A 13,840-nucleotide genomic window follows, 5' to 3' on the forward strand; every position below is an offset into this window, starting at 1 on the left:
TAATGATTATTTACGATTCTACAGTTTTACATACCCAAATGGAGTTTTGTGAATAAAATGGTTATTGGAACTGCTATAAATATTGCTGGTAGTAGATTACCTACTTTAATTTCTTTCATTTCTAAGATATTAAATCCTATCCCCAATATAAGCAAACCACCTGTTGCGCCCATTTCTGTGATGACTTGAGACGACAGTATTCCTTGGAGTAGGCCCGCTGCCATAGTTATGGATCCTTGATATATAAACACAGGTATAGCAGACGCTAATACGCCAATTCCCATCGAAGAGGAGAAAACTATTGCTGATATTCCGTCAAGCATTGATTTTAATAAAAGTATATTATGGTTTCCCTTTAATCCGCTCTCAAGCGAGCCCATTATTGCCATTGCTCCGACACAGTAAATTAAGCTTGCCGTTACAAATGCTTTAGTGAATCCTGTTACTTGACCATTTCTAGAAAATTTACCTTCTAACCACTGACCAAAATGTTGTAATCGAAGCTCTATATCTATCCATTCCCCAATTACACCACCTAACACGAGGCTGGCAATAACAATTAACGGATTCTTAGTTTGCAAAGCCATACTTCCTCCAATTAGTAAGACAGCCAGCCCTATTCCCTGTATGACTGTCCTTTTCATTTTTTCAGGTAAGGCTTGTCCAAACAGAAGTCCAATTAATCCTCCTAAAACAATAGCTGCTGTATTTACAATAGTTCCCAGCACTAACATCACCGCCTTCTTTAGGCCTTAAATGCTTTCGGAAATGTGTATGAACACTTTACTTGTCCGTGTAAATACACTATGCTTACTGTCTAAAATTTCGTCATAGCTGACCTATTTTCTGTTTAAACTAAACTTTATGTTCCACGTGGAACATAAATGCGTAACTCCATTATGTATAAAACAAATATCTATTCACAAATACTGGAGTTCTAATCTAAGAGTACTTAAGTTTGCTAATACTTTTAGTCACTTTAAATATATAAGATTGGACACAGGGTCAGGTAAAATGGTTCAATTGAGATTCGTTAGCAGCAAAATTACATATGGTTAATAATCAGTAATAGGCCTACTAACACAAAACGATAAGATACAGTCGGTAAGTAGTTATAAACTACTATAATCATAGGCTAAAAATATCCTCTCTGAGTATAATTTCAGATAGGATATCAATAAGTATTTCAGTTGTTAAACTCTACTTTATGTTAAGTGCTGAAGATAAAATCAAATTAGATTTTTATCATTACTATGGTCCACATGGGACAATGGTATATATAAATCACCTGTGTGCCAGATTTTTTAAATAAATAAGAATAGCAATAACTAAAAGTTATTATACTCTAATCAATATTCCAATCCAATTCAATCGATATTAATTTTCTAGACTCAACTCACTCAATCAATGTTCCACATGGAACATTAATTTTCAATCTATTCGTACGTTCCACAGTTCAAGAAGACGGTTCAATTCATCTTCAGAAAAATATTGTATCTCAATTTTTCCTCGTTTAGAGTCTCCTTTTAACAACACTTTGGTCTGAAAGCTAGTCTGCAAACGTTCTTCAACGTTATGAAGAAGAAGAGAATATTCGCGAATAGGTTTACTTTTCTCAACTTTTTCTGAAACTCTGTTCAAAAGTTCTTCAGTCTCACGCACAGATAACTTTTCCTTTGCAGCCTTTTGAGCTATCAAAACTTGCAAGGATGTATCTTTAACACTAAGCAAAACTTTAGCATGCCCTAAGGAAATATCTTCATTTCTTAGCAATTGAAGAATAACTTCAGGTAACAAAATCACACGCAGGAGATTAGCAACAGTTGTACGCGCTTTACCAACGCGTTGGGCCACTTGTTCTTGTGTTAAACTGTATTCTTCAATCAGTTTTTTATAAGCCATTCCTTCATCAATAGGGGATAAATCTGCGCGTTGAATATTTTCAACAAGTGCCCGTTCCGCCATTTCTTGATCACTACACAATTGAACAATACATTCAATCTTAGAAAATCCAGCAATCTTAGCAGCTCGTAATCGTCGTTCACCAGCAATGATATAATATCGTTCACCTACAGGTCTGACTAAAATAGGTTGCAGCAAACCGTGCTCTTGCAGAGAATTTGCTAATTCATTTAATGCTTCAAGATCAAAATCTCTTCTAGGTTGATCGGGGTTTGGATCAATATCCGAGACAGGTATTTCTTTAATACTATGGTTATCACTTAACTCATCAGAAAGTAACGCTTGAAGGCCTCGGCCAAGTCCCTTTTTACTAGACACGATCTAAAACCTCCTTAGCTAATTCTCGATAAACTTCCGCTCCCCTAGAACGAGTATCATAAGCATTAATCGGTTTCCCATGACTTGGAGCTTCGCTGAGACGAACATTGCGGGAAATAATCGTTTTGAAGACTTTCTGTGGAAAGTACTTTTTTACCTCATCCACTACTTGAATAGCTAAATTTGTTCGAGCATCAAACATAGTTAACAGGGCTCCTAATATATTAAGGTTTGGATTGAGATGTTTGCGAACTCTTTCCAATGTGCTCATTAAGAGTGTTAGGCCTTCAAGAGCATAATACTCACATTGAATTGGAATTAGGACGTCCGTGGCAGCAGTTAAAGCGTTTATCGTCAATAGTCCGAGTGATGGAGGGCAATCTATGAATACAAAATCATAACTATCCTTTATGTTTTCAAAGGCAATTCTCAATTTGCCTTCACGTGAAATCTGAGCAACTAATTCAATTTCTGCCCCAGCTAACTGAATTCGAGCAGGGACAACCTTTAGATTTTTTTGATCCGTTTTCTGAATCACCTGTTCAAGAGGGACATCATTGATCAATACATCATAGATACAACGCGAAAGCTTATGTTTTGCAAGCCCCATCCCGCTGGTTGCATTTCCCTGAGGGTCAAGATCTACAAGAAGAACCCTTTTCCCAAGTTCGGCTAAGCAAGCACTTAAATTTATCGCTGTCGTCGTCTTAGCAACACCACCTTTTTGATTGGCAATAGCGATTACTTTGGTCATCAATGAGCACACACTTCCTTCTATATCGAATAGAAATTTATTACGATTACTTATACTCTAGATAGTATCAAACCCTTCCCAATAAAAAAAGCGTTATAAACGCTTTTTTAAAATAAATGCTAAATATTTTTACATTGTTATGACCCAATTGCAAAGATTTTAGGTAATGCCTTATAAACACTTTTTTGAAGTGGCTCACTGCTCACAACTTTTCCATTTATCTTTACATTACGAACAGACTTTACAATGTAGCCTGGCTGTCCTTGTTGCTTAAGAACCGATACTCCGTGGGCAAGTGTTTCATCAACTAAATGTTGTACTTCAGGGGGAATCGTAGATTCAACGGTATTAGAGATTGCCACCTCTTGTCCTGGCTTAACCTTACCATACAAATCGATTGTAAGAGTATTCGAAGTAGTCCTAGTTCGAATAAGGAGGTATCCACCAGTATTATTATTAAATTTTAGATCAAGACTTGGATAAGCAACTGTCGCATCCTGTCCAAGCGGAACATATGAAATTGCTAAGTCATGGTTAGAGCGTTGAACTACAGCTAAATTTGCTAATAAACCAGTATTGTATAAGGTACTGGAAACTTGACATATTCCCCCAGCAAGTCCAGGGACAAACTGACCATTAACGATAATATAAGCATCCTTATATCCTCCTGCTACAGTCCTTTCGCCAACGATCTGATTAAAAGATAACGTATCCCCAGGCTTAACGACCGCCATATCTAAAGCCTTGGCAGCTAAACGTACATTCTCAGTCCTCGCAGCCTGTGAAGAATCAAACCGGGTAGTATAACTGGCTAAGAGACCAGTAATTTTCTGATTTTCTAACTGAGCTGCAGTCAGAGCAGGTGGAAGATCTTTAAATTCAACTTTAAATTCAGAAACAGGCTTATATATATTAAGCCCCTTGATCTGAGAAATAAGTGCATTCATGTCAAAGGTTGTACCAATATGTTCACCATGAATCTTCATTGCATTCAAATTAGTTATCTCATAAGAAGCATCCGTTGCAGGATTACAAAACTCTTTCAAGGTTTGATTCAGGCAATCCTTCATTTTCTGTTCATCCCATTTTTCTGTCAATTGAAAGTTTATCCCTTTCGCCGCTTCCATTTTTGATACAACCCTTTTTCGGAATGAACCTTCCCTACTAATATCATAAGCTTCCTGTAATGCTATATCTCCATTTATGGAAAGACCTAAATCTTCTAACTTAACCTCAGAAGATTTCTTGTCTGCATTTAATTTCACCGTTTGACTCATTAAACGCTGAACTTCCTTATCGATTGTTTCTTTAGCCTGATCCTGAGTTAAATTACTGACACTAATTCCAGATATTGTAACTCCTTCAACAATTGTGTGTTGATCCCAGGTATAGACCATGATTGAGGTTGCAGCTAAAACTATTGTAATTAAAAGGACTCCCATAGCAATAAAGAAATGTTTATTGCTCTGGAGACGATTTAGACTAGTTCGACGCCTTTTTGTAGTATGTTTATTTTCTTTGCCATATAAATCGATAGCTTCACCTTCCCCAATTCGTTGCCTATCTCTTTGATCAAATGACTCGTCCAAACCGCACCCCCCCTAATCAATCTATCCTAGTTTAATAATTGATACATATATCACAATTCGACGTTCTTCTCATATATCCTTCACTATAAGTATAAAAAAGAGCCTTACTACTCAAAGTAAAGCCCTGAAGAAATGGAAACCAGGCTCATACACTATCCCTTTTTCATTTTGAAATAACAAATAGGGTCTTTTGTAGGAATTCCAGCTTGACGTGGGTACTGGATAGGTGTTTCTTTAACCTTTCGAATTAACACTACAGCACGGTGCTCTGCACCTTCACCCAGACTAAAATGTTCAACACTTTCTACCACACCACCCAATAATTTCAAGGCCTTTTGAGATTCTGCTAACTCATCATCAACCTGCGATCCTTTTGGGGCAAGTAACAGCCCATTGATCTTAAGAACTGGTAGGGTATACTCTAACAAAACAGGAAGACGAGCTACAGCACGTGAACTAACGTTGTCAAAGCAATTTCTATATTGCACATCTTGTCCAAAATTCTCGGCTCGAGCATGGACGGTATTAATTTCATGTAGATTTAAATCTTTAATAACGAAATCAAGAAAATTAAGCCGTTTTTTAAGAGAATCCATTAGAACGATCGTTAACTCTGGACGTATTATCTTTAGTGGAATACCAGGAAAACCAGCGCCGGTTCCAATGTCTGCAAAGGATACGCCCGAGATATATTTAGAAAGGACCATTGAATCAATAAAATGTTTTAAGATTACTTCATGGGGATCAGTGATTCTCGTTAAATTTAATCGTCGGTTCCAATCAAGCAAGAGATCACCAAATTGACAAAGTTGACTAATCTGTAAATCAGATAAATCGTAGCCAATAAGCTTATAAGTTGACTCTTGTAGAAAAGATGAGAATTGTCTAAACATTATTTACTTCCATCCTCTCCGTTGTTGTTCTAAATATACGAGTAAGACGGAAATATCAGCAGGGCTAACCCCTGTGATACGTGAAGCCTGTCCAACATTTAGAGGTTTTACTTCCATTAAACGTTGTCTTCCTTCCGTAGATAAACCACGGATTTTTTCATAATCAAGATTATTATTAAGAGAACGTGACTCTAACTTTGAAAACTTCTCGATCTCAATCCATTGTTTTTCAATATACCCAGCATATTTCGTTTCAATCTCAGCTTCTTCTAAGACTTCTAAGTCAAAATTTCCCAATTCCGGTAGAAGTCTAACTAAATGGACAATAGTAATCTCAGGTCTGCGGATTAAATCTTGGGCACTTATTCCCCCACGAGTCGGAGTTGATTTAGCCTCAACCATAACCTGTTGTAAGTCCTCTCTCAATGGAGAGAAAACAGTGGATTTCCAGAGTCCAAGAATATGTTGAAAGTCTTCCTTTTTTGCTTGAAAACGTTTCCAGCGTTCTTCGTTAACCAAGCCAACAGCATGTCCTTTTTCAGTTAACCTTAAATCAGCATTATCCTGACGAAGAACAAGGCGGTACTCCGCTCGTGAAGTTAATAAACGATAAGGTTCCTTAACACCCTTCGTGACCAAATCATCAATTAAGACACCTAAATATCCATCCGAACGTCTAAGCACAAACGGATCCTTTCCCAAAACTCGACGTGCTGCATTAATTCCAGCCATTAACCCTTGCGCAGCAGCTTCTTCATATCCAGAAGTCCCATTAATTTGGCCTGCTGTGAATAATCCTGGCAACTGCCTTACCTCTAAACCAAGCGAAAGTTGATGGGGCAAAACATAATCATATTCAATCGCATATCCCTGACGCAACATTCTTACATGTTCCAATCCTGGGATACTCTTTAATATTTTAACTTGAACATCCTCTGGCATACTTGTTGATAAACCTGCCACATAAAGTTCGTCGCTTTGCCAGCCTTCTGGCTCCAAAAATATTTGATGTGCTTCTCGTGAAGCAAAGCGTACTACTTTATCTTCAATAGAAGGACAATAGCGAGGACCGATCCCCTCAATCTTTCCAGAATACAAAGGCGCACGATAAAGGTTCTCTCGAATAATCTCATGCGTTTGATTAGCTGTATATCCTAACCAACAAGCAACTTGTTTAGATGTATCCTTATGCCAGAATTGGCTTTCTGTAGCCAGAAATGAAAAACGCCAGGGGATATCATCACCAGGTTGAATGCGAAATTTTGAATAGTCCACAGACTGGCGATGAATTCGAGGCGGAGTCCCTGTTTTAAACCTGCCTAGTTCAATTCCAAACTCTTTAAGTGAAGCTGAAAGATTCATAGCAGGAATCTGGCCATTAGGCCCACCTTCATACATAGAATCCCCAATAATAATTTTTCCACGCAAATACGTGCCACTTGTCAATACAATGTTTTCTGATTCAAAGCGCGCACCAGTTCGAGTAACGATACCGGTCAGACCACTATTGTCAACAACTAGATGCTCGACCAGCCCTTGAATTACAGTTAATCTATCCTGTTCCAATAAAACATCGCGCATTCGATTTTGATAAGCCTGTTTATCTGATTGAATGCGTAAAGCATGAACAGCAGGCCCCTTACCAGTATTTAACATCTTAACTTGTAGAGAAGTCTCGTCTGCAACAACTCCCATTTGTCCACCTAAGGCATCAATTTCTCTAACTAAATGCCCCTTGGCAGGTCCACCGAGTGAAGGGTTACACGGCATATGAGCAATCGTATCCAAGTTTAAGGTGAGTAAAAGTGTTTCACACCCTAATCGCGCAGCAGCCAAAGCGGCTTCACAGCCCGCATGTCCTGCTCCAATCACAATCACATCATATTTCCCAGCAAAATATTCCAAAGTACATCCTACTTTCCAATACAAAATCGAGAGAAAATATCATCTAAAAGAGTTTCTTGAACATTATGTCCGGTAATCTCAGAAACATATTGTAGGGCTTGGCGAATATCAATGGATAGAATATCCCAAGGCAAACCATTCTGTATGCTTAATAATGCTTGAGACAAAGCAGTGTAACAATGCTCTAAAGATGAAATCTGTCGAACATTGGAGAGAAGAGGGTCAGATTCAAGAACAGCCTCTCCCTGAAAAACTCTATTCCTTATTTCAACTTCAAGTTCCTGAAAACCTTTATGCTGAATTACAGAAAAAGGAATCCAAGACCCTTTTTGATTAAGTTTGACAATATGATAATCATCGTCCATCAAATCTATTTTGTTTACAATAACAATTACTTTAGCAGCATAAGTCTTTAAAATGTGATACTCATCTTCAGTCAACGGAATGTTGGCTTGAACTACAAGCAAAATAAGCTCCGCAGTTTTTAACGCATTCCACGTTCTCTCAATTCCAAGACGTTCCACAAAATCTTCAGTTTCACAAATTCCTGCGGTATCCATCAGTTGTAAAAGAATTCCCCCTACACTGACTGATTCTCTTATTATATCGCGTGTCGTACCCGGAATATCAGTCACAATAGCCCGTTCTTCATGTAATAGTGAATTAAGTAAACTCGATTTGCCAACATTAGGTCGGCCAACAATAACTGTAAGTAATCCTTCTCTCAATATTTTACCTGTTTTACTACCATCTAATAGATTCTTGGTGTCAACAAGAGCCTTATCTATTTTAGATTCAAGGGTTTCTCTATCCAGATTTTCAACATCATCTTCAGGAAAATCAATACTTGCTTCAATAAAGGCAAGTATCTCCAAAACTTCCTCCCGCAATTTAATAATTGTATCTGAAAGTCCGCCACTCAATTGAGTTAAGGCCAAATTTGCAGATGTCTCAGTACGTGAACTAATTAAATCTATTACCGCCTCCGCCTGAACTAAATCAAGTTTTCCATTCAAAAAAGCCCGCTTAGAAAATTCACCCGGTTCCGCAAGATTCGCACCATGACTAATGCAGGCTTGTAAAATTCTTTGAGCAACAAACGGTCCACCATGACAATTGATTTCAAAAACATCTTCACCTGTATAGGAGTAAGGAGTCAACATTCTACCAACGAGTACTTGATCGAGAACTTTACCTTCATCATGAAAAACACCAAGATTTAAGGTATAGTTTTCTCTAGTTAACCAGCGCTCTTTATTCTGAGGCTTAAAGCAATCCTCAATTATTGCTCCTGCTTTAAGGCCGCTCAATCTTATGATATGAATACCTGCTTCACCCTTAGCAGTTGCCATCGCCACGATAGTATCATCCAAATTTTATCATCTCCATAAAATAAGTAAGAAATTATATTGACATTTCATCTAAGATCTATAATAAACTCTGCTTGCGGAAAGTCTCTGCAACGGTAACAGCCATAGTTTCGCTTCAGCGCTCGCCAAGACTCGAACAGGATATCCACAAGGTTAGTGTGCCACCGTGACTCGAACAGGACGATCGAGGTTAGACTACCGCTCGAAGACACTGTCTTCGCACGTATTAGCCTTCTTGCAGGATAGCAAGGTGCCGTAACGGCGAGATGGGACCTTCCAGAAAGTATGGAACTAAAAGTTATACCTTCAGACTAGTATAAAAAAAGAGGGGTTCCCCCCCTCTCCCTAATCTAAGAAATCTATGTTGTTTCTAAAAACTGATTACCCTCTTCTTAAAGATATGACAACACGTCGATTTGGGTCATCACCCTCACTAAATGTCGATATCCTAGCTTCATCTTGTAAAGATGTATGGATAATCCTTCGCTCATGAGGATTCATCGGCTCTAAGACTATTCTTGTACCTGTCCTTTTTACCTTTTCAGATAATCGTTTAGCTAGACGCACAAGTGTCTCTTCACGACGTAGTCTATACCCTTCCACATCAACAACAATACGTACGCGTTCTGACAAAATTTTAGCAACCGCTAAATTTGTTAAATATTGAAGTGCATCTAAAGTATCACCACGTCTGCCTATAAGTATTCCAAGCTCTGGCCCATTAATATCAACATGCCAGTGTTCTCCGTCCTTACTCACTTGAGTATCCGCTATAACGCCCATCGCTATACATACTTTATGAATAAATTCCGAAGCTAAAATACCTGGATTATCTTCATAAGACACTCGAACTCTAGCCAGCCGTGTTCCAAAGAGACCAAACAAACCTTTCTTCGTAGGCTCGACAAGAACCTCAACTTTAACATGCTCTCGATCAACGGCTAAATCTAGAACCCCAGCGGTGATCGCTTCTTCAACCGTTTTTCCGGTTTTCTCTACAACCCTCATTAACGATCCTCCTCACGTCTTCCGCGATATTTATGCCGCGTTATTTTTTTGGCTCGTCAATCTACGATTAATATAAAGCTGTTGTAGAATTGAAACGCAGTTCATCGTTACCCAGTATAATGCCAAACCTGCAGGCACCGTGGCACTGATATAAGCAAAAAAGACTGGCATTATGTATAACATAGTTTTTTGAGTTGGGTCTGTTGAAGCATTTGGATTTGTAACTTTGGTTTGTAAAAACGTTGTAGCTGCAGCAAAGATAGGCAAAATAATATGATATGAAGGTGTAAATCCATAAATTTTGGTCAGATCAAAACCTAAAAACCAATGGGCCGCTGCTGCAGAATTTCCATATGGAAATTTACGCAGCGTGCTATAAAGAGCCCAAAAAATAGGCAACTGAACAACGATAGGTAGGCAACCACCCATTGGGTTAACATTATGTTCTTTGTATAACTCCATGACTGCTGTATTAATTTTTTCCTTATCGTTCTTATACTTTGCTTGAATTGCTTTAATCTTCGGCTGTAGATCGACAGTTTTTCGCATTGAAGCCATCTGTTTATAAGTTAAGGGGTAAATAAGCGTTTTAATCAAAATGGTCAAGATTATAATTGCTACACCGTAGTTAGGGAGACCAATAGCAGCAGAAAGATTATATAGTATATTTAATAGATAAGTCATCCCTTGAACAATAATATTCACAAAAGCCCTCCTTAAACTGGGTCATTTCCTCCAGGATGAAATGGATGACATTTTAAAATCCTAACTAATGATTTCCAACTTCCTTTTACAAGACCGTATTTCTGCAAAGCCTGAACAGAATACTCAGAACAAGTTGGGTAAAAACGACACGTTTGTCCCTTTAAAGGAGAAATAAATTTTTGGTATAGTCCGATCAAAAGAACAAGCAAACGTTTCATAACTTTTGCACTCTTTTTAAGGCATTCGCCTTCTTTAACATATTCATTATAGACTTTTCGACTTCCACATAGGAAACTCCTTTGATATTTGGCCTAGCAATAAGAATTATTTGTATATCATTTCTAATTTCAGACAAATGAAGACGTATAACTTCACGCATAAGCCTTCTTGCACGATTTCTCTGAACTGAATTACCGACTTTCTTGGAGGCAATAAAACCAAATCGTTTAGGGCCTTTGAGTACATAAATGGCAACGTGTTTTACAGAATAGTTTTTCCCATCCGCAAATACCGCCTGGTAGCTAGATTTTTTGCGTAAGCGAAATATTCTTTTTAACATAATTCCTCCAGGCTTACATACCTTAGATTCTATAATATTCTAACTCTCCAAGACTAAGTTTAAACCTATACAGAAAATAGTTTTAGAAAGAAAAAAATTTATTTAAAAAAAGGCCACATATTTGCGGCCTTAAACTGACAATTTTTTCCGACCTTTTAATCGACGGCGTTTTATTACATTTCGCCCCGTTGGCGTGCTCATCCGACTCAAAAAACCGTGAACTCGCTTATGACGCCTATTCTTCGGTTGATACGTTCTCTTCAATTCAACGACACCTCCTTTTATTTCAACGAAAAAAGCATTCGAAGCAATCAAACTTACTTAGAGATTATACTCTAATAATTTTTAATCTGTCAAGCGAAGGTATTTGATAAGATGTGGATAACATTCGACCACAAAAAGTTATCCACTGTGAATAATTTAGGCAAACTCATTATCTTCCTGTTGATAACCCTTCGAAAACTTGATATTATGTTTGAGTACCACCTTACGACAACTATATATCATATAATTTTTATACACATCACGTAATTTGACTGAGTTATCCACAAATGTGCATAAGTTTGTGTATAACTTTTTTATTGTCATTATTCTTACATACTTAGACAAGGGAGGTCCGTCCATGCCACCACAGTCAATCTCACCTCAATTATTGTGGCAGGAAACTCTAGAAAAATTGAAAAATGAACTTTCTAAGCCGAGCTTTGAAACTTGGTTAAGTTCCACCCGGCTTCTTCATATTGATGGTGATACACTTGTTATCAGTGTTCCCAATGAATTTGCAAAGGATTGGTTGGAAAGTCGTTATGCACCGCTGATTCGATCTTCAGTTCAATCAGTTCTAGGACATTCTGTTAGCCTCCGTTTTATCATACCCACTCCAGAAGGATCCTACGGAGTAGATCCAAATCTCTCAGTCTCGATTTCTCCGATAACTCCCATAGAAGATGAACCAATTCCTAATTCTCTTAATAATAAATATACCTTTGACACCTTCGTCATTGGAAACAGTAATCGCTTTGCCCATGCTGCCTCATTAGCTGTCGCCGAATCACCGGCTAAATCCTACAATCCTCTATTTATTTATGGAGGAGTTGGTTTAGGGAAAACCCACCTTATGCATGCTATTGGTCATCATGTCCTTCAGCGATCACCAAATACGAAGGTTCTTTATGTTTCCAGTGAGAAGTTTACTAATGAACTGATTGATTCTATCAGAGACGAAAATTCCATTGAGTTTCGTAATCATTACCGAAACGTGGATATCCTCCTTATTGACGATATTCAATTTTTGGCCGGCAAAGAACGAACTCAAGAAGAGTTCTTTCATACATTTAACGCACTTCATGAAGCAAATAAGCAAATTATTATTTCTTCAGACCGACCTCCTAAAGAGATTCCAACCTTAGAAGACCGTTTGCGTTCTCGTTTTGAATGGGGTCTAATCACAGATATTCAGGCCCCAGATTTAGAAACCAGAATTGCCATTCTAAGAAAGAAAGCTAAGATGGAAAACTTACAGGTACCTAACGAAGTAATGGTATATATAGCTGATAAAATTCATTCCAACATTCGTGAGCTCGAAGGAGCACTCATCCGAGTCATGGCATTTGCCTCCCTTAGTTCAATACCCATAAACACTGAAGTTGCAGTGGAAGCATTGAAAGACATTATTCCGGTTAATAACACAAAACAAATAACCATTGAAATGATTCAGCAATCCGTAGCAAATTATTTTCACCTATCATTAAGTGAGTTCAAAGCTAAGAAAAGAACTCGTGCCGTTGCTTTTCCCAGACAAATTGCCATGTATCTGTCACGTCAACTGACGGACTCTTCATTGCCAAAGATCGGAGACGAATTTGGTGGAAGAGATCACACCACTGTAATGCATGCGCACGATAAAATCTTGCAGGCATTACGTATTGACCCATTATTAGAAAAAAAGGTTAACGAAATAATTCAACGTATTCAATCCGATTGAAACTCAAATTGATAAATAACTCATGTGTATAACCTGTTAGTATTATATGAATAAAAAAAGCGTTGTTTATTACTTGTGGGCATGTGGATAACATCAATCCGTTTGTCCACACCTTTTTCAACATAGGTTTTATTAGTATTCTAGCACTACTAATCCATTTATCCACATGTTGACAAGTAATACTACTATAACTACTATCTAATATCTTATTATTAATAAACGAATTTAGAACTATGAGGATAAAATTTTAGGAGGATTCGATTCATATGAAAATCTTCTGCTCAAAAGACGCACTGCTTTCTGGTGTAAATGCTGTTCAACGGGCTGTATCTGGTAAAAGCACTTTACCTGTTCTTCAAGGGATTTTAATAGTAGCCGAACAACAGTCTTTACAATTTGCAGCGACTGATCTTGAAATGGGGATTCGTTGTGAAGTACCTGCCCAGGTTGCTGAAGAAGGCACAATGGTCGTACCAGCTAAACTCTTTTCGGAAGTTGTACGTAAATTACCGGAAACAACTATTACATTAGAAGAACGGGACAAAACAATTACCATTTATTATCATCAATCTGAGATAACTTTAAATGGCTACGATCCAGATGAATTCCCCTTGTTACCAGATCTGATGGATCCCATTTCATTTACTTTACCTACTACGATTTTTAAAAATATGATTAGACAAACCGTATTTTCTTGTGCTATAGAGGAAAATAGGCCAGTTTTTACGGGAACTCTTTTGCAAATTGAAGGATCAAGTATTCGTTTAGTTGCAACCGATACTCATCGTTTAGC

At 37.8% G+C, this 13,840-nt stretch carries 14 protein-coding genes; 2 read left to right on the forward strand and 12 right to left on the reverse strand.

Features of this window, described 5'->3' with window-relative positions:
• Positions 1 to 26 precede the first annotated feature (26 nt).
• From DOT_RS13790 to rpmH, 12 genes are all read right to left on the reverse strand, one after another.
• Positions 27 to 728 (reverse strand): DUF554 domain-containing protein, encoded by a 702-nt coding sequence (locus tag DOT_RS13790; protein WP_009619720.1) that lies wholly within the window; start codon positions 726 to 728, stop codon positions 27 to 29.
• A 703-nt stretch (positions 729 to 1,431) separates the two neighbouring features.
• Positions 1,432 to 2,280 carry a ParB/RepB/Spo0J family partition protein gene (locus DOT_RS13795; RefSeq protein WP_009619722.1) on the reverse strand — a complete coding sequence of 283 codons (849 nt, stop codon included), beginning with the start codon at positions 2,278 to 2,280 and terminating at the stop codon, positions 1,432 to 1,434.
• Positions 2,273 to 3,034 (reverse strand): AAA family ATPase, encoded by a 762-nt coding sequence (locus tag DOT_RS13800; RefSeq protein ID WP_009619724.1) that lies wholly within the window; start codon positions 3,032 to 3,034, stop codon positions 2,273 to 2,275. The genes DOT_RS13795 and DOT_RS13800 overlap by 8 nt, the downstream gene beginning before the upstream one ends.
• A 137-nt stretch (positions 3,035 to 3,171) precedes the next feature.
• Positions 3,172 to 4,623 (reverse strand): VanW family protein, encoded by a 1,452-nt coding sequence (locus DOT_RS13805; RefSeq protein WP_009619726.1) that lies wholly within the window; start codon positions 4,621 to 4,623, stop codon positions 3,172 to 3,174.
• A gap of 152 nt (positions 4,624 to 4,775) precedes the next feature.
• Entirely contained in the window at positions 4,776 to 5,516 is a 741-nt protein-coding gene (rsmG, locus tag DOT_RS13810; protein ID WP_009619728.1) for a 16S rRNA (guanine(527)-N(7))-methyltransferase RsmG, read from the reverse strand.
• A gap of 3 nt (positions 5,517 to 5,519) precedes the next feature.
• On the reverse strand, positions 5,520 to 7,421 hold the full coding sequence (gene mnmG, locus DOT_RS13815) for a tRNA uridine-5-carboxymethylaminomethyl(34) synthesis enzyme MnmG (protein WP_009619730.1): 1,902 nt from the start codon (positions 7,419 to 7,421) through the stop codon (positions 5,520 to 5,522).
• A gap of 8 nt (positions 7,422 to 7,429) precedes the next feature.
• Positions 7,430 to 8,794 (reverse strand): tRNA uridine-5-carboxymethylaminomethyl(34) synthesis GTPase MnmE, encoded by a 1,365-nt coding sequence (gene mnmE / locus DOT_RS13820; RefSeq protein ID WP_009619732.1) that lies wholly within the window; start codon positions 8,792 to 8,794, stop codon positions 7,430 to 7,432.
• Between the two features lie 378 nt (positions 8,795 to 9,172).
• Entirely contained in the window at positions 9,173 to 9,799 is a 627-nt protein-coding gene (gene jag, locus DOT_RS13825) for an RNA-binding cell elongation regulator Jag/EloR (protein ID WP_009619734.1), read from the reverse strand.
• Between the two features lie 30 nt (positions 9,800 to 9,829).
• A complete protein-coding gene (locus tag DOT_RS13830) occupies positions 9,830 to 10,504 on the reverse strand; it encodes a YidC/Oxa1 family membrane protein insertase (RefSeq protein WP_009619736.1) in 675 nt (224 codons plus the stop codon).
• 11 nt (positions 10,505 to 10,515) lie between these two features.
• Positions 10,516 to 10,722 (reverse strand): membrane protein insertion efficiency factor YidD, encoded by a 207-nt coding sequence (gene yidD, locus DOT_RS13835; protein WP_009619737.1) that lies wholly within the window; start codon positions 10,720 to 10,722, stop codon positions 10,516 to 10,518.
• On the reverse strand, positions 10,719 to 11,063 hold the full coding sequence (gene rnpA, locus DOT_RS13840; protein ID WP_009619738.1) for a ribonuclease P protein component: 345 nt from the start codon (positions 11,061 to 11,063) through the stop codon (positions 10,719 to 10,721). The genes yidD and rnpA overlap by 4 nt, the downstream gene beginning before the upstream one ends.
• Before the next feature lie 129 nt (positions 11,064 to 11,192).
• Positions 11,193 to 11,327, reverse strand: a complete 135-nt coding sequence (gene rpmH / locus DOT_RS28690) for a 50S ribosomal protein L34 (RefSeq protein WP_007777819.1) — start codon at positions 11,325 to 11,327, stop codon at positions 11,193 to 11,195.
• 358 nt (positions 11,328 to 11,685) lie between these two features.
• On the opposite strand from rpmH, the gene dnaA reads away from it, so the two are divergent.
• Together dnaA and dnaN are read left to right on the forward strand one after the other, a co-directional pair.
• Positions 11,686 to 13,047 carry a chromosomal replication initiator protein DnaA gene (gene dnaA, locus DOT_RS13845; protein ID WP_040412192.1) on the forward strand — a complete coding sequence of 454 codons (1,362 nt, stop codon included), beginning with the start codon at positions 11,686 to 11,688 and terminating at the stop codon, positions 13,045 to 13,047.
• A 266-nt stretch (positions 13,048 to 13,313) separates the two neighbouring features.
• The coding region (gene dnaN / locus DOT_RS13850; protein ID WP_009619746.1) for a DNA polymerase III subunit beta at positions 13,314 to 13,840 on the forward strand (527 nt) is incomplete at its 3' end.

Source organism: Desulfosporosinus sp. OT (assembly GCF_000224515.1).
Classification (GTDB): domain Bacteria; phylum Bacillota; class Desulfitobacteriia; order Desulfitobacteriales; family Desulfitobacteriaceae; genus Desulfosporosinus.

Coding starts and splice junctions, on each gene's coding strand:
- dnaA (WP_040412192.1), top strand. CDS start 11,686: ATGCCACCACAGTCAATCTCACCTCAATTATTGTGGCAGGAAACTCTA.
- DOT_RS13800 (WP_009619724.1), bottom strand. CDS start 3,034: ATGACCAAAGTAATCGCTATTGCCAATCAAAAAGGTGGTGTTGCTAAG.
- jag (WP_009619734.1), bottom strand. CDS start 9,799: ATGAGGGTTGTAGAGAAAACCGGAAAAACGGTTGAAGAAGCGATCACC.
- rnpA (WP_009619738.1), bottom strand. CDS start 11,063: ATGTTAAAAAGAATATTTCGCTTACGCAAAAAATCTAGCTACCAGGCG.
- rsmG (WP_009619728.1), bottom strand. CDS start 5,516: ATGTTTAGACAATTCTCATCTTTTCTACAAGAGTCAACTTATAAGCTT.
- yidD (WP_009619737.1), bottom strand. CDS start 10,722: ATGAAACGTTTGCTTGTTCTTTTGATCGGACTATACCAAAAATTTATT.